At 43.8% G+C, this 21,499-nt stretch carries 22 protein-coding genes; all 22 read right to left on the bottom strand.

Annotated elements, in window-relative coordinates:
- Positions 1-30 precede the first annotated feature (30 nt).
- Positions 31-423, bottom strand: a complete 393-nt coding sequence (locus ARA78_RS03175) for a hypothetical protein (protein ID WP_156329354.1) — start codon at positions 421-423, stop codon at positions 31-33.
- A gap of 104 nt (positions 424-527) precedes the next feature.
- Positions 528-1,625, bottom strand: a complete 1,098-nt coding sequence (locus ARA78_RS03180) for a DUF3048 domain-containing protein (protein WP_015534912.1) — start codon at positions 1,623-1,625, stop codon at positions 528-530.
- Entirely contained in the window at positions 1,612-2,124 is a 513-nt protein-coding gene (ybeY, locus tag ARA78_RS03185) for an rRNA maturation RNase YbeY (RefSeq protein WP_015534911.1), read from the bottom strand. The genes ARA78_RS03180 and ybeY overlap by 14 nt, the downstream gene beginning before the upstream one ends.
- A gap of 1 nt (position 2,125) precedes the next feature.
- On the bottom strand, positions 2,126-3,148 hold the full coding sequence (locus tag ARA78_RS03190) for a PhoH family protein (RefSeq protein ID WP_022216489.1): 1,023 nt from the start codon (positions 3,146-3,148) through the stop codon (positions 2,126-2,128).
- 28 nt (positions 3,149-3,176) lie between these two features.
- Positions 3,177-4,448 carry a sporulation protein YqfD gene (locus tag ARA78_RS03195; protein ID WP_082423595.1) on the bottom strand — a complete coding sequence of 424 codons (1,272 nt, stop codon included), beginning with the start codon at positions 4,446-4,448 and terminating at the stop codon, positions 3,177-3,179.
- A gap of 4 nt (positions 4,449-4,452) precedes the next feature.
- Positions 4,453-4,728: a YabP/YqfC family sporulation protein gene (locus ARA78_RS03200; RefSeq protein ID WP_055279965.1), complete on the bottom strand. Its 276-nt coding sequence runs from the start codon at positions 4,726-4,728 to the stop codon at positions 4,453-4,455.
- Positions 4,729-4,840: 112 nt separating this feature from the next.
- A complete protein-coding gene (gene rpsU, locus ARA78_RS03205; protein ID WP_004851031.1) occupies positions 4,841-5,017 on the bottom strand; it encodes a 30S ribosomal protein S21 in 177 nt (58 codons plus the stop codon).
- A gap of 148 nt (positions 5,018-5,165) precedes the next feature.
- On the bottom strand, positions 5,166-7,829 hold the full coding sequence (alaS, locus tag ARA78_RS03210; protein WP_055279966.1) for an alanine--tRNA ligase: 2,664 nt from the start codon (positions 7,827-7,829) through the stop codon (positions 5,166-5,168).
- An 18-nt stretch (positions 7,830-7,847) separates the two neighbouring features.
- The gene (gene hisIE, locus ARA78_RS13580; protein WP_082419752.1) at positions 7,848-9,122 is read right to left on the bottom strand and encodes a bifunctional phosphoribosyl-AMP cyclohydrolase/phosphoribosyl-ATP diphosphatase HisIE; all 1,275 of its coding nucleotides are present in this window, start codon (positions 9,120-9,122) and stop codon (positions 7,848-7,850) included.
- A gap of 17 nt (positions 9,123-9,139) precedes the next feature.
- Complete coding sequence (hisB, locus tag ARA78_RS03220) at positions 9,140-9,742, bottom strand: imidazoleglycerol-phosphate dehydratase HisB (RefSeq protein WP_015534907.1); 603 nt, start codon at positions 9,740-9,742, stop codon at positions 9,140-9,142.
- 37 nt (positions 9,743-9,779) lie between these two features.
- Positions 9,780-11,072, bottom strand: coding sequence for a histidinol dehydrogenase (gene hisD / locus ARA78_RS03225; RefSeq protein ID WP_055144485.1), 1,293 nt, complete (start codon positions 11,070-11,072; stop codon positions 9,780-9,782).
- Between the two features lie 214 nt (positions 11,073-11,286).
- Positions 11,287-11,937, bottom strand: a complete 651-nt coding sequence (hisG, locus tag ARA78_RS03230; RefSeq protein ID WP_022216493.1) for an ATP phosphoribosyltransferase — start codon at positions 11,935-11,937, stop codon at positions 11,287-11,289.
- 58 nt (positions 11,938-11,995) lie between these two features.
- Positions 11,996-13,246: an ATP phosphoribosyltransferase regulatory subunit gene (hisZ, locus tag ARA78_RS03235; protein ID WP_022216494.1), complete on the bottom strand. Its 1,251-nt coding sequence runs from the start codon at positions 13,244-13,246 to the stop codon at positions 11,996-11,998.
- A gap of 132 nt (positions 13,247-13,378) precedes the next feature.
- The gene (locus ARA78_RS03240) at positions 13,379-13,912 is read right to left on the bottom strand and encodes a Holliday junction resolvase RecU (protein ID WP_055279967.1); all 534 of its coding nucleotides are present in this window, start codon (positions 13,910-13,912) and stop codon (positions 13,379-13,381) included.
- Positions 13,913-14,917, bottom strand: coding sequence for an RluA family pseudouridine synthase (locus ARA78_RS03245; protein ID WP_022216496.1), 1,005 nt, complete (start codon positions 14,915-14,917; stop codon positions 13,913-13,915).
- Between the two features lie 6 nt (positions 14,918-14,923).
- Positions 14,924-15,493 (bottom strand): hypothetical protein, encoded by a 570-nt coding sequence (locus ARA78_RS03250; protein WP_015534904.1) that lies wholly within the window; start codon positions 15,491-15,493, stop codon positions 14,924-14,926.
- A 60-nt stretch (positions 15,494-15,553) separates the two neighbouring features.
- Entirely contained in the window at positions 15,554-16,321 is a 768-nt protein-coding gene (locus tag ARA78_RS03255) for an SDR family NAD(P)-dependent oxidoreductase (protein WP_055279968.1), read from the bottom strand.
- Complete coding sequence (locus tag ARA78_RS03260; RefSeq protein ID WP_055279969.1) at positions 16,318-17,703, bottom strand: RsmF rRNA methyltransferase first C-terminal domain-containing protein; 1,386 nt, start codon at positions 17,701-17,703, stop codon at positions 16,318-16,320. Before ARA78_RS03260 ends, ARA78_RS03255 begins: the two co-directional genes overlap by 4 nt.
- Positions 17,704-17,714: 11 nt before the next feature.
- On the bottom strand, positions 17,715-18,518 hold the full coding sequence (locus ARA78_RS03265) for a GTP pyrophosphokinase (RefSeq protein WP_055279970.1): 804 nt from the start codon (positions 18,516-18,518) through the stop codon (positions 17,715-17,717).
- Positions 18,519-18,545: 27 nt separating this feature from the next.
- On the bottom strand, positions 18,546-19,364 hold the full coding sequence (locus ARA78_RS03270) for a tetratricopeptide repeat protein (RefSeq protein ID WP_055279971.1): 819 nt from the start codon (positions 19,362-19,364) through the stop codon (positions 18,546-18,548).
- Positions 19,365-19,550: 186 nt separating this feature from the next.
- Positions 19,551-20,729 (bottom strand): phosphoribosylaminoimidazolecarboxamide formyltransferase, encoded by a 1,179-nt coding sequence (locus tag ARA78_RS03275; protein ID WP_015534899.1) that lies wholly within the window; start codon positions 20,727-20,729, stop codon positions 19,551-19,553.
- Between the two features lie 26 nt (positions 20,730-20,755).
- The gene (locus ARA78_RS03280; protein WP_022216500.1) at positions 20,756-21,469 is read right to left on the bottom strand and encodes an IMP cyclohydrolase; all 714 of its coding nucleotides are present in this window, start codon (positions 21,467-21,469) and stop codon (positions 20,756-20,758) included.
- Positions 21,470-21,499: the final 30 nt, after the last annotated feature.

Raw genomic sequence — 21,499 nt, forward strand, 5'->3', positions numbered from 1 at the left:
CCCCTTTCCCATAATCATTTATCATACGTTTTACAGGCTGTCAATAAACCTGTTCATGTCATCTATATCATTGAAATACACGTGCTTGTGGATCAGTTCTCTTATACGTTTGTCCAATGAATCCACTGTACAAGTCGTCTCCCTGCAAAGACTGCCAAATCTGTTGTACACCGCCACATGTCCATTATAAGTGCTCACATAGAAATTGCCATGTGGTGTTCCACCCTCAGCAGCAATCACGAGCCCTCCGTAAAGCTCCGGTTCACTCTCATTTGATATGGGTAATATATGCCCGCTATCCATACCGTCAAATTCTCTATACACACTTTTACTGTCTCCGGATCTGCACGCCGTGCTCACCACGATCTCTCTAGTTATAAAAGATAACACAAATACCGCTATAATGATAACAAAAAAATACATAATTCTTTTAAACATTACCACACCTTCTCTTCATAACAAAAACAGAAGACAGGATATTCCATCCCATCTTCTGTCCTTGTTAATATATGTGGTTTATGTCTGTATTATTCCCATACAACTCCGGCCTTATTATCACTCTCAAATACTGTGACATAGGTCTTGCCCGGATTGAGCTGAAGTTCTTTTCCATCTGCTGTTGAATACTTTGTCACGGAGTCATCGGTTGACTTTGTCCATGTGATAGGAACGATCTTTCCATCTGAAACATAGTATCCGTCTCCTGTGCCAACGAGATCGATCATCTGTCTGTCGTGATCATCAATGCTGGTGTAGTGAGCAAACTGTATGATGATATTCTTGAATGTGAGCTGCTTTCCTGTGAGGTCATCGATCTGCTTGTCACCATACTGGAATCTGTTATATACCTTATTCTTTGAATCATATTCAAACCAAGGCTGTGTGTAAACTGACATGTTGAGTGTGAGCTTGTTTACAGACTCGCCCTCAGGAACCGTATCTTCCTCATTGAACTCAAACTTGCTCTTGTATCCCTTGTTGTGGGTAGTTGAGCATCCAAGATAATCAAGACCAGCCTTGATCATATCGCTGTTTGTGTACACATTGTGTGGAGCCTCACGGTCTGATGATCTGTAGAAAGATACAGATCCTTCTCCACCAAGTCCGCTTATATGATCTATTCCTGTCCTGTCAAGCTCCTCCTGTCCCTGTGGAGACTGACCATAATGCATGTATATAGCATCAAACTCCATGGCAGTTGTAACATAGTAAGGTCTGCAGCTTCTGATCGAACCGACCTTCTCAAGATTGTCATAGTCGTTGAATATTGCAAGCATTCTTGTTATTCCGCCCTCAACGACAAACTCATATAAAACATCAGCCTGGCCTATGCCTGACTGAGGAATCGCATTCTCAATATTGTTGATCATTATAGCGATCGGTCTTCCGTACTCTTCCTTTCTGTCGGTGTTCCACTCGCCTGTAAGATCATTATATACTCCCTCATGGTAAGTCTCATCAACCGCTGTGGCAGACTTCATCATATCGGCCTGTGATACATCCACCTCTGCCTTAGCCTCCGTTGTAGTGACATTCTCCTCCGTTTTCTTCGAGCCGCATCCAAAAAGTGATAATCCCATCACAAGAGCGGTTGCCAGAACTAATCCCGTCTTAATTCTCCTCATAGTCTCTTGTATATCCTTTCATTGTAAGTATTTTTTCCTGCATCTCTTCCATGACCCTGCGCTCATCGTCCTCCATATGGTCATATCCTGACAAATGGAGCATGCTGTGGGCTACAAGAAAAGCCAGCTCTCTCGTCTTTGAGTGATTGTACTCAGTTGCCTGCTCATACACCTTATCAATAGATATAACGATATCTCCCAATAGCAGTTCATCTGTAGTAAGATCAAAGTAGTCACACCGGCTATCCTCGAGACCATCAAAGTTTCCAGGAATTGTATAATCAATCAGTGGAAATGACAGAACATCTGTCGCCCTGTCTATATTCCTCTGCTGGTTATTGATTTCATGTATGGAGTCATTGTCCGTGAGCAGCACGTTCACCTCGCAGGGATATGGACACCCAACGAATTCCAGCGAAGCCTGGACGATACTTGTTATGACATCCTCATAATTCTTAATATCAATATCTCCATACTCATTCTCAATATTAACTGACATATTATTTTCCTCTGTTTTTCTGAGCAGTTGTGGTTTTTCTAGGCTTTGCCTGTCTGCTCCTCTTATCCTCATATTTCTCATACGCATTTACGATCTTCTGCACCAAAGGATGTCTCACAACATCAAGACTCGTCAGATGGCAAATGCTTATGTCATCAATATCCTTTAACACCTTGAGTGCAACATCAAGACCTGACTGCGCGTCGTGTGGAAGATCCTTCTGTGAAAGGTCTCCTGTTATTATGGCCTTTGAGCCAAATCCTATTCTGGTAAGGAACATCTTCATCTGGGCAGGAGTGGTATTCTGGGCCTCATCCAGCACAATATACGCATTATCAAGAGTTCTTCCTCTCATGTAGGCAAGAGGAGCGACCTCGATCAGTCCCTTTTCCATATTCTTCATAAATGCATCAGCACCCATTATCTCATACAATGCATCATAGAGCGGCCTAAGATAAGGATCAACCTTGCTCTGAAGGTCACCCGGAAGAAATCCCAGTTTCTCACCGGCCTCTATGGCCGGCCTTGTAAGTATGATCCTTCCAACCTCATTATTCTTAAATGCCGTTATGGCTTTTGCCATGGCAAGATAAGTCTTTCCTGTTCCGGCAGGGCCCACTCCGAATACTATCATGGACTTTTCTATTGAATTGACATATGTTCTCTGTCCGACAGTCTTCGGTTTGATCGGCTTGCCGCTCATCGTGTGACAGATTATGTCCCTGTCAAGCTCAGCAAGACTCTCCTTAGCCTCCTGCGGGTGTTCATTGACTATCGATATAGTGTAGTCTACCTTCTGTTCATCGATGGACGAGCCACGGTCTGCCATCTGGAAGAGCTGTTCTATAACCTGAATAGACTTCTTCACGCCTTCCTCGGAGCCGCTGACCTTAAGCTTGTCATCGCGAAGTATCATTGACACACTGTATTCTTTCTCAATCTTTTTTATATTGGCATCAAACTGTCCAAACACAGTCTGTATATAGTTTGATGCAACAGTTACGGATTCTGAATATTCGCTCAATACTTGTATCCCCTGTCATTATTATTTGTCAGTCAGGCTCCACCTCTTCGCTTCCCGATGTATTGTTTACGTCAATATATCTCGGCACAGCAACCGGGAGTCTGATACTGATATCGCCTTCAGCCGAAGCCTCACCGCGTTCATTAGTAATAATAACATTTTTTCGGACAATTTGCACCCCTTTTTCTTGCATTTTGCCAATATAAACATGCAGATGCTGGTTAAGTCTGTCTTTCTGCTCCTTATCCGTAAGCTTACGTGTATTTACTTTATAGAACACTTTTCGCTCTATATTCACGGATAACGGAAAATACATATCGCCGATATGCAGCCGTTTTTCCTCGGCGGAAAGGTCGTATGAGCCGTCGGAGGCAGCAGTTTTATACGGAGTAAATACCCGGCGTCCAATTTTTATATCTACTTTGTTTACCTTCCTGTCTGTAGTCTCCTTTTCCTGGAGCTCACTCTCAACCACATCTCTGTACTCTACATCACAAAGACCATATATCTCTCCGGAAGCAGGTACAAACACCGTATCCACAACCTCACTGTCATCATTGTATATGTTAACTGTTCCCGATATAAGAGTATCCCCTTTTTTTACTTCATCTCCAACCGATGCAACAGGCGTCCCCGCCGATGCAACAAGGGAATAGATCGTACAATCCATTGTGGCCACGAGATCACACGGTCTGCCATCTTCCGGAACTGTAAATACATCCACGGACTCCTTGAGCGCAACTGTAAGCTTTGTCCCACTGATGCTGCAGGATGCCCAACATATCTCCCCAAGATTATCCGTCAGCATGTCTGTCAGTTCGCTCAGATCAATACTCTTTTTTCTATGTCCATAGCACGGATACTCCATCTCGATAAGATCTGCAATTTCCTCACTTGTATAATCCTCACATCCGTCAATTTCTATGTACCATACATACCCTGATTCCCAGTATACAAACAGCAAAAATAATAAAACTCCGAGTAATATCGAGATCCTCTTCCTATTGCCCAGCAAACCGGTTCTTAGAGTCTTCTTCTCAGCTATTCGGATATCTATCATACATTTGTCCGCTATCTCTTCAAGTCTTTTTCTGTCATCGGAGTATATGCAGAAGTTTTCTGCCTTGCCATTCCATTTACTGTCATTCTGTTTACTGCCGTTCTTTTTTCTGTTCTTCTTTACATCCCTCTCGCACCATGTACGTATTCCTTTATGGCTGCATATATTCATCAGGCGCAGAGCTGCGCGGCTGTCACAGCTCACATAGCACACACCTCTTATTTCCCTTCTAATATTCATGCAGTCACACTGTCAGCCAATCTACACTGTTTATCGAACCGCATATTTTCACTTCATAGGATGCGTAGTAAGCGATCTGTAATCTTTCCCCATATATATTCAATATCCCTTTCCGGGTCTTAACAGACACTCTCTCGTCGTCAGAGTAGATCACATGTCTGAAATTCTCTATCACCAGCTCATCATTGTTGAACATGGTGAGTCTGGAGGTCGTTCCCGCCGAGTCCGGACACCAGCACGGAGGTTCAAATGCTATAACGTTTTTCGCTCTGTCTTTCATGAATACCACCATAACGCTTTTGGAACATTATATGAATACACATAAAAAAAGAGTACCGAATAAACTCGGTACTCTTAGAAATCAATTTAAAATCAAATATATATACTATGATTTATTTGTACTTGCGCTTTCTAGCTGCCTCTGACTTCTTCTTACGCTTTACACTAGGCTTTTCGTAATGCTCTCTCTTACGAATCTCCTGCTGAATACCAGCCTTCGCACAATTTCTCTTAAATCTGCGAAGAGCGCTATCTAAGTTTTCGTTCTCTTTAACTATTACACTTGACATTCTCTCACCTGACCTCCCTCCAGTTGTAAAATTATGCTACCAAATAACAACTGATTGGGTATTTTTAAGCACAAAATGTATTATATACATAAAATTCCTAATCGTCAACAGGAAAATGACAAATTAATAAAATATCTGTCACGAAACCTTAAGCTATCTGATTCTGAGCCTCTGTAACCGCCTGGGCAAGAGCTGCATCGATTCCGTCAGGATTCTTTCCACCGGCCTGAGCCATGTTAGGACGACCACCGCCGCCACCACCTACAAGGCCAGCCACGGCCTTGATGATATTACCGGCATGGGCTCCCTTAGCAACTGCGCCGTCTGTAGCCATGGCAATGAGATTTACCTTGCCATCCTTTGCAGATGCAAGAACAACAACGCTGTCACCAAGCTTGCTCTTGAAGTCATCTCCGAGGTTTCTCAGTGAATTCATATCTGTATCCGGGATAGCCGCTGTGAGGATCTTGATTCCGTCCTTGTCTATAGCACTTGAAAGAACGTCTCCAGCTGCCTCCTTTGCCATCTTATCCTTGAGCTTCTTATTCTCATTCGTAAGTTCCTTAACCTCTGCAAGAAGCTGTTCTATTCTTGATGCCACACCATAGATATCAGTCTTAGCTGCCTTTGCAGCATCCATGAGCTCCTGCTCTACATTTCTGTAGTAATCAAGTGCTCCGACAGATGTAAGTGCCTCGATACGTCTTGTACCTGCGGCCACACCGGCCTCTGATATGATCTTGAATGTTTTTATAGCTCCTGTGCTGGCAACATGTGTACCACCGCAGAGCTCCTTTGAGAAGTCTCCCATTGATACCACACGGACCTTCTCACCATACTTCTCACCAAACAGAGCCATGGCTCCGGTCTCCTTAGCCTCATCTACAGACATTACATCCGTGCATACAGGTATATCGAGCTGGATCTGCTCATTTACAATATCCTCAACCTTCTTGATCTCTTCCTTAGTCATCGCCTGATCATGTGAGAAGTCAAATCTCAGTCTTCCCGGCTCAACGAGTGAACCTGCCTGCTCTACATGATCTCCGAGAACCATCTTGAGTGCTCTCTGAAGAAGATGTGTTGCGGAATGGTTGTTACATATGAGTGCTCTGTTCTCAGCATCAACTGTGAGTTCTGCCTCATCACCAACATTGAGTTCACCTGACTCAACATAACCGATATGTGCGATCTTGCCGCCTACAACCTTGACAGTATCCTCAACAACGAATGTACCGTTCTCTGTCTTGATGATTCCCTTATCACCGATCTGACCACCCATGGTAGCGTAGAAAGGTGTCTCAGGAACTATAACTGAAGCCTGTGCTCCCTCAGATACAGTATCTGCAAGAACTGACTTCTTATCATCACCCTCACCAACCTCTGTTGTGATGGCTGATATAGTTGACTTGTATGTCAGCTTGTCATATCCGACAAACTCAGATGTCATGTCAACAGGAAGCTGCTCATATACGGTTGCGTCTGCACCCATGTATGTTGTGGTCTTTCTGGCCTTTCTTGCAGTCTCCTTCTGGATATTCATGCACTCGGTGAATCTGTCCTCATCAACCTCGATCCCCTCCTCCTCGAGGATCTCCTTTGTGAGATCAAGAGGGAATCCATAGGTGTCATAGAGCTTGAATGCCTTGTCACCTGAGAGAACCTTCTCACCTGCAGCCTTAGTCTCGTCTATATAATCCTTGAGGATCGCAAGACCTGTATCTATGGTCTTATTGAAGCTCTCCTCTTCCTTGTCTATCTTATTGAAGATATATTCCTTCTTCTCACTGAGCTCAGGATATGCATCCTCTGACACCTCGATAACTGTCTTTGCAAGCTCTGACAGGAACTTGCCCTTGATGCCGAGAAGTCTTCCGTGTCTTGCAGCACGTCTGAGAAGACGTCTAAGAACATAACCACGGCCCTCGTTCGATGGAACGATACCATCTGATGTCATGAATGTAACTGAACGGATATGATCAGTTATAAGTCTGATCGATACATCCTTCTCATGATCTGTCTCATATTCCACGCCTGCCATCTCACATACCTTGTCGCGGAGAGCCTTGATCGTATCAACATCAAATATAGAATCAACATCCTGAACAACAACTGCGAGTCTCTCAAGACCCATACCTGTATCTATGTTCTTCTGCTCAAGCTCTGTGTAGTTGTTGTGTCCGTCATTGTTGAACTGTGTAAATACGTTGTTCCAAACCTCCATGTATCTGTCACAGTCACAGCCTACAGTACAGCCAGGCTTACCGCAGCCATACTTCTCGCCTCTGTCATAGTAAACCTCTGAACAAGGACCACAAGGACCAGCTCCGTGCTCCCAGAAGTTGTCCTCCTTGCCGAATCTGAATATACGGTCAGCATCGACACCGATCTCCTTATTCCATATATCAAATGCCTCATCGTCATCCTGATAAACCGATGGATAGAGTCTGTTCTTGTCAAGTCCTACAACCTCTGTGAGGAACTCCCATGTCCATGATATAGCCTCATGCTTGAAATAATCGCCAAATGAGAAATTACCCAGCATCTCAAAGAATGTACCATGACGGGCTGTCTTACCTACATTCTCGATATCTCCTGTTCTGATACACTTCTGGCATGTTGTCACACGTCTTCTAGGTGGTACCTCCTGACCTGTAAAGTAAGGCTTAAGTGGTGCCATACCTGAATTGATCAGCAGTAAGCTGTTGTCATTGTGTGGAATAAGTGAAAAGCTCTTCATTCTAAGATGACCCTTGCTCTCCATGAATTCCAGGAACATTTTTCTCAGTTCGTTCACGCCATAATTTTGCATTGTCTAATATCCTCCACTCTATCTTCTGTCAGCCAGTTCTTCTGTAATATCTTTCCAGCTGATTCCTCTCTCTACCATCAGACACATGAGATGATAAAGGAAGTCAGATATTTCATATTTTATATCCTCTGAATCAGGATTCTTGGCAGCTATGACTATCTCCGTAGCTCCCTCACCGACCTTCTTCAGGATCTTGTCAATACCCTTGCCGAACAGATAATTGGTATAAGAATCATCTCCTGGCTGATCCTTTCTGTCGCGTATGGTATTGTATACCTCCTCGAATACCTTCATAGGATTGGTATCATTGTACTCCTTTCTCACCAGATCTGTAAAGAAACAAGTACGGCTGCCTGTATGACACGCAGCTCCTATCTGTGACACCTTGGCAAGTATGGTGTCCTTGTCACAGTCTATCGTAAGAGATTTGACAAACTGATAATGACCGGATGTATCACCCTTGGTCCACAGCTCATTGCGGCTGCGGCTCCAGTATGTCATGCGCCCTGTTCTGATGGTCTTCTCATACGACTCCTTGTTCATATAAGCGACCATGAGCACTTCACCGGTCTTATAGTGCTGTGTAACACATGGAATAAGTCCATCCGAATTGAGTTTGAACGCCTCAAAAGGCATGGACGATTCAAACAGATCCACATCTATATTTGCCTCACGGCAATGCTGTTTAATCTCCATTATATCCATCTTCTGGAGATTGTACAGAGAAATTGATTCAGCATTTGTCTCATTGAGCATCTCTGCCACAGCTTCCCCGTTAGTGGAATAGGTAGAAACTATAACAGGAAGTGCAACATTTTCTCTTATGGATTTTACTATATCCAGATATTCCGGCACCATGTTGTTGTGAAGCAGCAGAAGTTCTCCCGCTCCAAGCGCCTTCAGTTTTCTGGCATATCCGACAGGATCATCACACTCACTAAGATCTATAGTACAGATTATTCGCTCTGAACCAAATCTGTCAGAAGCCTCAGTGACAAGCTCCGGCGTGTTCAGCGCCGCAGATTTCATACATACCTTGGATGCACCTGCATACAGAAGCTTCTTGACATCTTCAAGCTCCCTCACACCGCCACAGGCAATAAGTGGAATATCAACACTGTCACATATCTGTCTTATAATGGCAACATTGGGTTCTCTGCCATCTTTTGTTGCCTTGCTGTCAAAATAAGCTATCTCATCAGCTCCGGCATCATTGTAATATTTTGCCATCTCGACCGCATTGTTCAGATCCAGACATGGAATTATCTTTTTGCAGATCATATCATTATCCATAGTGAACCAGCACCTCCTTAAAGTGTGCCCTTGGTAGAAAGCACCTTTCCGTTTAATCTTCTGTCATAAGTTGTCGCCTCATCAAGAGCCTTCGCAAATGCCTTGAATGCGGCCTCTATGATGTGGTGATCGTTCTCCCCTGAGAACTGCTTAATATTGAGATTCATCTCAGCAGCGTATGATACTGCATAGAAGAATTCCTTGACCATCTGTGTGTCGAAGTATCCAACCCTCTCTGTGCGGAGGTTCAGATCATAGACAAGATATGGTCTTCCCGACAGATCTATGGCACACATTACGAGAGTCTCGTCCATCGGCAGGAAGAAATTGCCAAATCTCTTGATGGCCTTCTTGTCTCCAAGAGCCTCCTTGATGGCCTTGCCCAGCACAATTCCCACATCCTCAATGGTATGGTGACAATCCACATACAGATCTCCCTTGACTGTAACGTTGAGATCAAAGAAACCATGCTTCGCAAAACTTGTGAGCATGTGGTCAAAGAAACCGATTCCTGTGTCGATCTTTGACTGTCCTTTTCCATCTATATTAAACTCGAGGGTTATGTCTGTCTCGTTTGTCGTTCTTGTACATTTGGCGATTCTAGCTGCTTTCTCTGCCATATCCCTGTCTCCTTCCCATATTCTATATCATTATGTCTTATTTTTCAAATCTTACTGCTATTGAATTGGCATGTGCTGTGAGCTGCTCAGCCTTGGCAAATGCTTCAATGTCAGTGTGAACTGCCTCAAGTGCCTCTCTTGAATAGTAGATTATGCTGGATTTCTTGATGAAATCGTCTACTGAAAGCGGTGAGAAGAACTTTGCTGTACCGTTTGTTGGAAGTACATGGTTAGGGCCTGCAAAGTAATCTCCAAGAGGCTCTGATGAGTATTCTCCGATAAATATAGCTCCAGCATTCTTCACTCTTGTCATCACGTCAAATGGATTGGCTGTGACGATCTCGAGATGCTCTGATGCAATGTCGTTGACAGCATCTATGGCATCGCTCATGTTGTCTGCAAGAAGAATATATCCATAATTGTCTATAGACTTTCTCATTATCTCTTTTCTTGAAAGCTCATCGATGAACTTGTCAACCTGAACTGATACCTTCTCGGCAAGCTCCTCTGATGTGGTCACAAGTATGGCTGATGCCATCTCGTCATGCTCTGCCTGTGACAGCAGATCTGCAGCCACGTATCTAGAATTGGCAGTCTCATCGGCAAGTACCATTACCTCTGATGGGCCGGCTATGGAATCTATGCTGACATGTCCGTATACGGCACGCTTTGCAAGAGCGACAAATATGTTTCCAGGGCCAACTATCTTGTCAACCTTAGGTACTGACTCTGTTCCGTATGCAAGGGCAGCTATGGCCTGCGCGCCGCCTGCCTTGTATATCTCATCCACTCCTGCTTCCTTTGCTGCAACGAGTGTTGTGGCGTACACCTCACCCTCAGCATTACATGGAGTTGTCATGACTATCTTCTCAACGCCTGCAACCTTTGCCGGCATAACATTCATCAGAACTGATGAAGGGTAAACAGCCTTTCCACCCGGAACATAGACACCTACAGATGCAAGTGCTGTAACCTTCTGTCCGAGAAGAGTTCCATTTGGCTTGGAGTCAAACCAGCTATACTGCTTCTGCTTCTCATGGTACTCCCAAATGTTCTTCTTGGCTTTTCTGATAACGTCAAGGAGCTCAGGGCTGACCTGTGTATATGCGTAGTCTATCTCTTTCTGTGTAACCTTGACATTTTCTGCTGTTATATCTGCCTTGTCGAACTTCTTTGTGTATGAGAAGAGTGCGGCATCGCCGTTATCTCTCACATCGTCAACTATTTCCTGTACAGTCTCTGCATAGTTACCGAAATTACTTGGACTTCTCTTCAGAAGATTCTTCAGAAGATCCTTCTTTGTCTCTGCATTAAGCTTTACGATTCTCATCTCTGTTATGCCTCCGTGTGATTATCAATTTGTTATATTATAGGTCGTCGTGCGTGAGCGCGATGACCTGCGCATGCCTCAGCGTGCTTCATTATATCATGATTCGCACCTACGGTGCTTTCCGTTGCTTTCGCAACTATCATGATCCAATTCGCCGCTCGCCAATCATGCAAGCATGTTGGCTCACTTGCGCTCATTATATCATCTATATATGCTACTTGTTCTCTTCCTTTATAAGTCTGTTGAGATCTTCCAACAGCTTGTGTATCCTCTCATTCTCCATCTTGAGACTTACCTGGTTCACAACCATGCGGGCTGAGAGTGGACAAATTTCCTCAAGCACCTCAAGTCCGTTCTCCCTGAGTGTGCTTCCTGTCTCAACTATATCTACGATCACCTCTGAAAGTCCAACTATAGGAGCGAGCTCCACTGAACCATTGAGCTTGATTATCTCAACTGTCTGGTGCTTACGGTTGTTGAAGTAATCCTTTGCGATCACCGGATACTTACTTGCAACTCTTATGATCTCATTCTTCTTGAGAAGCTCTCTGGCAGATGCCGGTCCACATACACACATGCGGCACTTTCCGAAACCGAGATCCATGACCTCATACAGGTTTCTTCCCTCCTCAAGTATTGTGTCCTTACCTACAACGCCTATATCGGCCGCACCATATTCTACATAAGTAGGAACATCTGTGGCCTTTGACAGGAAGAACTTCATCTTAAGCTCCTCGTTCACAAATATAAGCTTTCTTGTGTCGGGATCCTTCATCTCCTCACATGTTATACCTATCTGTTCAAGCAGCGCAAGTGTCTTTTTTGCAAGTCGCCCCTTAGCAAGGGCAAATGTTAAATATCTCATCTCTCCATAACCTTTCATCTAATTCAATCTATTCTCAATCAAGCCGTAAAAGTTTCTTCTATAAATTGCCATCCCACTTGGAGTGTGATCGGCTTATCAGATCGTATGCCACCGCATCGCCTGACTGTTCAAAATATATAAGGCCTGAGAAATGCTCTCTACCCGCATACTCGATATAGTCATCAACCGATTTCTTCTGTGACTTTCTTATGAGCTCTATCTTGCGTCCCTCACTTCTAAGCTTCATACCAGCCTTGATAGCCTTGCCCTGATTCTCTATATCATAGAGGATGATCGTGTTTGAATAATCCACATCTATGTCTATATTCTGTCTGTTCATGGCCATTATGAGCTCCTCAACAGTGAAGGCAAAACCGATAGACGGTGCATCCTTTCCAAACTGCTTGAGAAGATTATTGTAACGGCCGCCCTTGACAACAGCATCACCGGTTCCATAAGTATATCCGCGGAATATGATTCCTGTATAATAGTTGTATCCGTCAAGCATACCGAGATCAAAGCTTATGTGATCCTGATATCCATAGCACTCAAGGGCTGCATATACTCTTCTGAGCCTCTTCACAGCCTCAAGTGATGTCTCATTTGACACATATCCCTCAGCCTTGTCAAGCATGGATATTCCGCCGAACAGAGAATCAAATGCAACAAATGCTTTCTTAAGAGAGTCACTTATATCAAGTGCATCCACATACTCCTCAAGTCCGAAAAAGTTCTTGATATGGATGTACTCTTTTATCTGATCCTCCTCGTCCTCACTGATACCAGATTCAGCAACCAGACCCTTGAAGTAGTCTATCTGGCCTATCTCTATCTGGAAATCACTGATCCCGATCTCGTTGAAGCAGTCTATCACAGTTGCGATTATCTCAGCGTCAGCAGCGGATGAATCATCATTTACAAGCTCGGCACCGATCTGTGTGACCTCCTTGAGTTTTCCCTGAAGCTTGAGTGTGTTTGTATAGGTATTGCCTGTATAGCAGAGTCTGACAGGAAGTTCCTCATCTGCATAATACTTTGCAACACATCTCGCTATTGAAGGTGTTATATCCGGCCTGAGCACCAAAGTATTGTTGTCCCTGTCAAAGAACTTGTACATCTCATTGGAAGGTGCTGAACCCTTATCTCTGTTAAATATATCAAAAAACTCAAATGTAGGTGTCTCTATATCGTGATAGCTGTATAACTCCAGAATATGATGGAGTTCATGCATAACCTTTCTCTTCTTCTTACATTCTACATCGTAGGTGTCTCTCACTCCATCTGGGGTCTGTAACAGTTTGTCCTGCATAATCATATCTCCTTGTCAATTAAACTTTGCCATGCTTCACGTTCTTTATTATTGCTTTATCGCATTAAAGTGATAATTTGCTACTTTGGTAGCATGTCAACGTGCACATTATATTAAAGCGGATTGTATTTGTCAACCTCTATCATCAAGATCCCTGCTTAGAGGTTCAAGATAATGTACCAATGCACCACCCTTGGCTCTTATAAAGAAATTGGGATCAAGTTCATTGTACTTGAAGTTGTTGGCATGCCCATTCTGGACTCTCTCAAGATACCCCTTAAGCTCCTCGAATCTCATATAATACAGTTCATTTCGTCCGGAGAACATTATGATAAGAAAGCTTACACCGTTCTGTCTCTCGAAATTCTCCATGAACCTTATCTGATGCTCATGAATGTTACGCATTGTAAATGTATCAGTGGCACATTCCTTTGCATCGAAACATACCGGAACTCCCTGGACAACACCTATATAGTCGACGGTTGAATCCTTCTCGAAATACGCCAGGGTGATCTGGCTGCTGTCCTTGTCAATCTTTATCGGCGTGATAGGTGTCGGGATCTTCTGGACCAGCGCGAGGTTCTTCTGTCTGTAATATTCATTTGTGTTGTTTATCATATCCTCCAGTGTGGAGCCACGAAGCCCTCGCGAATTCCATGTAGCCATCTATTCAAACAAATCCTTTTCTATTCTTTTATACATATCAGGCTTGAATGCTGAGAAGCTCTTGCCCGTCAGATAATCCAGTCCACCGACAACATCGGTAAACTCCACCTCGCCGCAGTGCAGAATCTGGTTTCTAAGCTTGTATGTCTGTCTGAAATGTATGTTTGTCTCCCTGTCACCATACTTCTGGTCACCGATCACCGGATACCCCATGTGCTGGAGCTGTGCCCTTATCTGGTGAGTCTTACCCGTTATGAGCTTTACCTTAAGCTCTGTATATTTTCCATTTGTTCTGACCGGCTGGAATATGGTGTGGATCTTATCATAGCCCAAGTCCCCGGCAGCCCTGCGTATCTCCTCCACGCTGTCACGTATTGTCACAGTGTTCTTCTTATCATCCTTCACGAGATATGCCGTAATATCCTGCGTCTCTGTCATATTTCCCTTGACTATGGTGTAGTAATATTTGTCTATGCGTCTCTCCCTTATGATCCTCGAAAGCTCCTGACTTCCCATAAGTGACACTCCACACAGAACAAGGCCGGAGGTATTCCTGTCCAGCCTGTTGCATACAGAAGGCTTGAAGGTTCTGAGCTGAGTCTCAGTTATATACTCATTGTCAAGCAGATAATCGATGACACTCTCATTGATCGAGTAATCGTCCTTCGATGCCTTCTGTGACAATACACCCGCCGGTTTATTGACTATAAGTATGTTGTGGTCGTGATATATGATCTCCGGTTTAAACCTGTTTCCACCTGTGAAAGCACCGGCTCTCACGCTGTCATCCCTGAATGATTCTATGGTCTCATCCGACAGATAGAGCTGTATCACATCCCCAACATACACGATCTCATTTCCAACCGCCTTGCCGTTATTAAGTTTTATGTTTTTCTTTCTTATCATCCTGTAGACGAAGCTTGAAGGAGCCTTGTTAAGGTACTTCATGACCAGCTTGTTAAGCCTCTGGCCGGCTTCGTTCTTTGAAATAACTATCTCTCTCATTTTTGTCTATATTCCCAGCTCATATAATCTGTTTCTGATCTTCTCATCGGCACCGACAAATTCATCTGAAGGTGCTTTGATCTTCTCGGCCTTTGCCACAAAACCATCAATGTCTGTGGCTATGATCACAACATATTTTTTCTGGTCTGCCAGAGCCTCTGTAATGATCTTCTTGAGCGCTGCCTCATCAGGTATCTTTTTGCCATATCCACCATTGTAGTAAAACAGCATTCTGCCATCTCTTATGACCGCAGCAGGGAAATACACTATTCCCTCGTACCTGCTTATCGACACATCATATACAAGTGACGGATCTCCAAAGTATGATAACTTCTCAAGTTTAGCGTACTCATCCTTCGTGAGTTCCTTGAACCCTGCACACATTATGTATGCCACAAGCTGTTTTGCAAGCGGCAGGGCGACGAGTATCGGTATGACTATAAATACAGTCTTTCTTGTGTCAAACATAGCCACAGTAAAGAATACTCCGGCTATAACAAACAATCCAAGTACAATGATACTTATAAGAACATTTCTCTTATGCCTGTTCATGTATCCGTGTTGTCCTTTTTCCATATCATCCTCCATTTATCTCTGGTCTGGCTGTAGAGCTATGTCCGCCTGCAGCCCATATATCTACTTCATAAATCTGATCAGCAAACTGTGAGGCAGGTACTTGCTCACAAGTCTGAATGCCTTCATGAGCGGTGAATAAACTGATATATCACTCATGTAATATGCGTCAAATAATGCCCTTTTTACGACCTTGACAGGATCAGCTCTTAGAATCATCTTATACGGCTTGGACTTTGTGTACTTCTGCGCAACATCGAAGAACTCTGTCTTGACAGGTCCCGGGCAGACAGCCGTAACAGTTATCCCCTTTTCCTCAAGTTCTCTGTTAAGTGCTCTTGAAAAGCTCAGCACCATTGATTTGGATGCTGCATATATAGCAAATGATGGCTGAGGCAGAAAAGCTGCAGATGAAGCAAGATTGATTATATTTGAAGGGCCTGACATATATGGCAGAGATATATGTGTTATGGCAGCCAGCGCCCTGCAGTTGAGATTCAACATTCCAGTCACGTCGTCCACTGTCATATTCTCAAAATGGCCTGCTATTCCGTATCCAGCTGCATTTACAAGTACTCTTATTGATGGAGCCTGTCTCTCAAGAAGATTTCTGTAGAACTTGATATCAGTCTCATCGGTTAGGTCAAGCGCAAGTATCCTTACAAGCTTTCCACTTACCGCGTTTATCTCGGTCTTAACCTCAGCAAGCCTGTCTTTTCTCCTTGCTATAAGCCATATCTCGTCGATTGTCCTGTATCGCTGTGCTATCTGAAGTGCAAATTCTCTTCCAATCCCTGAAGATGCTCCTGTGATTATCGCTACCTTTCTCATGACATCATCCTCCATCCCGATAAATATTTGTTTTTTAATACTCCTCTGTTGTTCTTGGCCCACCCGAGCGGATATCCATCCACGCAGACAAGCACATACCCATTCTCTATATCCTGATCATCTTCCAGCTCGACGGTCTCTCCCTTTAAATACTTTATGACCCTTATGTCATCCGCCAAAAAACTCACAACATTGTCAAACTGATCTGACTTGAGATACATCGCAAGTGACTGACTCGGTTCAAATCTGTTCTTCTTGACCTCACCGAGGAACAGTCCATGCCTCAAAAGCCTGAGTCCCTTAACATCAGGCATTCCCTCTGATATATAATAAAGTCTTCCCTTATTTTCCTCTATCCTGTCTGTCTTTATACCCGCAGACTCAGATACATGCTTTATAAATGCGATGAAATCCTCATCCGGCCTGTACGACTTGAACGAGTATGTTGAGTTTCCTCTATATGAGTCATCCTGATCCTTTTCAAACAGAGCTATGAAATGACCTTCGCCCTTCACGTGATGAGGCCACAGTCTTGAACATTTCACAAGCTCAGGATTGCCGGTCTCTCCCCAGGCCGGATTGCCGTCATCAAATTTCTCATATTTAGGAAAATCCACAAGATGCATACTGTCATCTATCGACAGCAGATACTCCACCGACCTCTCATCCTCCTCGGGGGAAAATGTACATGTGGAATAAAGCAGCTTTCCGCCCGGTTTCAGCATCTTGCACGCTTCATTTAATATTCCTCTCTGCAGTCCGGCAAAAAGTTCAGTTCCGTTGTTCTCCCATGCAGTCATCATCGATGAAGATTTTCTGAACATGCCCTCTCCGGAACACGGTGCATCTATAAGTATCTTATCGAATGTACCCTCAAATGCCTTTGACAGATTATTTGGAGGTTCACTTACCACACACATGTTTCCTATTCCGAAAAGTTCCAGGTTCTTCAGAAGCGCCTTGGCTCTCGAGTTGCTTATATCATTGGATATAAGTATTCCCGTGCCATTAAGCTTCGCCGCAAGCTCGGTGGATTTGCCTCCCGGTGCCGCGCATATATCTAGCACCACATCTCCATCCTCTATATCCAGAACGCTGGCAGGTGTCATGGCACTTGGCTCCTGTATATAATAGAGCCCCGCATAATAGTATGGATGCTTGGACGGCGTATACTTCCTGTGATCATAGTAAAAACCATTCTTAGTCCACGGCACAGGCTCCAGCTCGAAAGGACTTATCTTCAGAAAGTCCTCCACGGATATCTTGGATGTATTCACCCTGATTCCATGATACATATCACTGTCAAAACACTTTATATAATCCTCGTATTCATCGCCAAGCTGTATTCTGATCCTCTCGTCAAACGCCTTTGGTAAAGCCATAACAAACTCCTTTATCTTACGCTCTGGGCCTTGTAACCCTCAGCTATTATGTCAAGCTGCTTTGCAAAATTCTCAAGCAGCTCCATATCATCCTTCTTATATATAGAATAAAACTCATCCTGAATCTTCTGAATCTCTCTTGGATTTCCCACCTTGTACAGATTCTGGATATTAACAATGATCTCCGAAACTATATTCGCCTTGATATTGAACGAATTCTGTGCATCCATGATCTCTCCGCGGACATATGACATCTCCCTGTCAAGTGCAACGGTGGCATCCGCAGCGTTCCTAAGCTTCGCCCTTATGTCATCAGGAATTCCCTTCCTATACTTGTACTGCAATGAATGTTCTATGGTTGCCCAGAAGTTCATCGCCATTGTCCTTATCTGGATCTCCGCCTGTATGGTGGTGCATCCATTTACCGTATATACATCGTAATCAAGTATGATGTGATAGCTCTGATAGCCGCTGGCCTTGGCATTTGCTATATAATCCTTCTCCTCACGTATTCTCATGTCCTGTCTGCCACGTATAATCTCAACCACCTTGCTGATATCCTCGGTGAACTGGCACATGATCCTGATTCCGGCTATGTCATCCATCTCCTCAACGATCCGGTCCATAGGAATATTCTTCTTCTGAAGCTTATCGATAATACTGGAGACCGTTTTCACCCTTCCGGTCACACTCTCTATAGGTGAGTACTTTCCCATACTCTTGTACTGCATTATTATGTGGTTGAACTTCACGAGAAGCTCATCAACCGCCTGCTCGTAAGGAGACAGTATCTCCTTCCAAAGCTGAATCTCCATATAAAATAACTCCTCCCAATACAAATACTACTGTGACACTCTTGTGCTCAGGAATGTATACTCCTTCTGTCCTTTCTCATAATCCGGATACTCAGACACAAGCTGTCCCGCTATCTCATAAGCCTTATCGTAATCCTCGTCCTTCTCATAATATGTTATCTCAAGCATCAGGAGCTCTTTTCTGTATATCTTGTCTCCACTGTCAAGTCCATTTGTAATATATGCGATCGCAGACTCCATATCACCGTTATTCAGATAATATGAACCGTACATGGCATATACATACGAGTTAAATCCAAATGTCTGGACATATTTTTCATAGCTCTCAAACATCTTATCGGACTCATCAGTAACTGCGTAGCATGTTCCTATGTACATATAAAGCTCCGGATATGTCTCCGCCTGCTTCAGAAGCACATCGAGAGCACCGCCATAATTTCCCTGTGAGAAATCACTGAGTGCAGTTGCCAGTTCCTTCAGATCTTTTACATTTGATCCGGTAAATGAATCCTGTATCAATTCGTTGTATGTATTTGCGGCCTCTGTGTACTGCGCGCTCTTGAGATACGCATCAGCCAGATACAGCTTTATATTCTGATCCTTTTTCTTTGAGAACAACTGATTCTCTGCCAAGGCATTGTCAAATGAATCTATTGCCTCCTGATACGAACCTGACTTGTAATATTTTACGCCCTGATCGTAAAGTTCATCCTTCTGTGACACTATTGCCGATATAGCGTATGAGATCAGCAATACAGCCACACACGCAAGTATCACCAATGCAAAAATTAGTTTATAGTTGATCTTTCTTCTCTCTTTAAATATGCTGCGTTTACGTCTAGACATATGTTATCTCCTTTGAATCACAGTATTTTTATTACACGGCATAGCTACCGCAGTTTATACATCATTTTATATTAGCACAATCCAACAAATATATAAAGTAAAAAAGCGGTTTTGCTGATTTTCATCAGCAAAACCGCTCTCAATTCTTCTATAAATACAATATCTGACGCCGACAGGTCTGGCAGATTAGTGATGGAATAATCTGATTCCTGTAAATACCATGACCATATCGTACTTGTCAGCACACTCGATAACAAGATCGTCACGAACTGATCCGCCAGGCTGTGCAATGTACTTGACACCGCTCTTGTGAGCTCTCTCTATATTGTCTGAGAATGGGAAGAATGCATCTGATCCAAGGACAACATCTGTGTTCTGCGCAAGCCATGCCTTCTTCTGCTCTGCTGTGAACACCTCAGGCTTAACCTTGAATCTCTTCTGCCACTCGCCTTCCTTAAGAACGTCCTCATACTCATCACCCATGTATACGTCGATGGCATTGTCTCTGTCGGCTCTTCCAAGTCCGTCAACAAACTGAAGTCCCATAACCTGTGGTGACTGACGAAGGAACCAGTTGTCTGCCTTCTGTCCTGCAAGTCTTGTACAGTGGATTCTTGACTGCTGTCCGGCTCCGATACCTATAGCCTGTCCGCCCTTTACATAGCATACTGAGTTGGACTGTGTATACTTGAGTGTGATGAGCGCGATCTTCATATCGATCTCAGCCTGCTCTGGAAGATCCTTGTTCTTTGTAACAAAGTTTGACAGAAGATCCTTGTCGATCTTGAGCTCATTTCTTCCCTGCTCAAATGTAACACCGTATACCTGCTTTCTCTCGATCTCAGCAGGAACATAGTTCTCATCTATCTGGATGATGTTGTAATTTCCCTTCTTCTTTGCAAGAAGAAGTTCCATAGCCTCATCTGTGTATCCAGGAGCGATAACACCATCTGATACCTCTCTCTTGATAAGGCGTGCTGTGTCTGCGTCACATACATCTGAAAGTGCGATGAAATCGCCGAATGATGACATTCTGTCAGCACCTCTTGCTCTTGCATATGCGCATGCAAGTGGTGAGAGCTCTCCGAGATCATCTACCCAGTAGATCTTTGCAAGTGTATCTGTAAGTGGAAGTCCAACTGCAGCGCCTGCTGGTGAAACATGCTTGAATGATGTTGCTGCTGGAAGTCCTGTTGCCGCCTTGAGTTCCTTTACGAGCTGCCATCCGTTAAATGCATCAAGGAAGTTGATGTATCCAGGCTTGCCGTTTAAAACCTTAACAGGAAGATCACTGCCATCCTCCATATATATTCTTGATGGCTTCTGATTTGGATTACAACCGTACTTTAACTGAATCTCGTTCATGATCAAATATCTCCTTTATTCTTTAATTACTTATTCTTGTTCACGATCTTTGTCTCATACTCACCTGTTGCGATGTCAATATATCTGACGAACAGTGACACCTTGTTGTCCTCATTGAGGCTGTTCCATACCTTGTCTGTGAACTCATCGATATCACCGGATATCTTAACCCACTTTGGCTCACCCTCAAAGCTTGGGAGCGGATTACCATCATGCATATATGTGTGAATGAAATGTCCCTCACCGGCTACAGGGTTCTCGTATGAGAATGTGTATCTGTTATTTGCAGCAGGGTTGCCGTTGTTGCTCTTAAGTATGGACATTGAATAGTCGAACACACCATTCTTTATGTGCATGACACCTGAGATTCTAGGTGTGTAGTTAGGGCCGTCAGGCTCAAACTGTCTGCTTCTGAGTGACTGCTCAAATGTGAGCTCATCGTCAAGTCCGTCATATATAGTGTCTGTCTGATCGCCATTTGTAACTATAGTCTTGTTGCCAAGAACTCTTACAGGTGCATAGATGATAAGGCTTGGATCCTCAAGCTTTGAAGGATCAAATGCCTCTGTTCTGATGCCCTCACCCTCTGTCACAAATACTCTGTTACGGCTGTTTGAGCTTCTTCCCATGATGAAATAAGCTGTCACTGCCTTCTTACCATCCTCGGACACACCGATAACGATTCCGCGTCCTGGATATGCATTTTCGCTAAGTTCCTTCTCAAGTGATAACATTTCCATTTTCTGTTGTACCTCCATGTGTTTTCTCGT

The sequence above is a fragment of the Coprococcus eutactus genome, assembly GCF_001404675.1.
In the GTDB taxonomy this organism is placed as follows: domain Bacteria; phylum Bacillota; class Clostridia; order Lachnospirales; family Lachnospiraceae; genus Coprococcus; species Coprococcus aceti.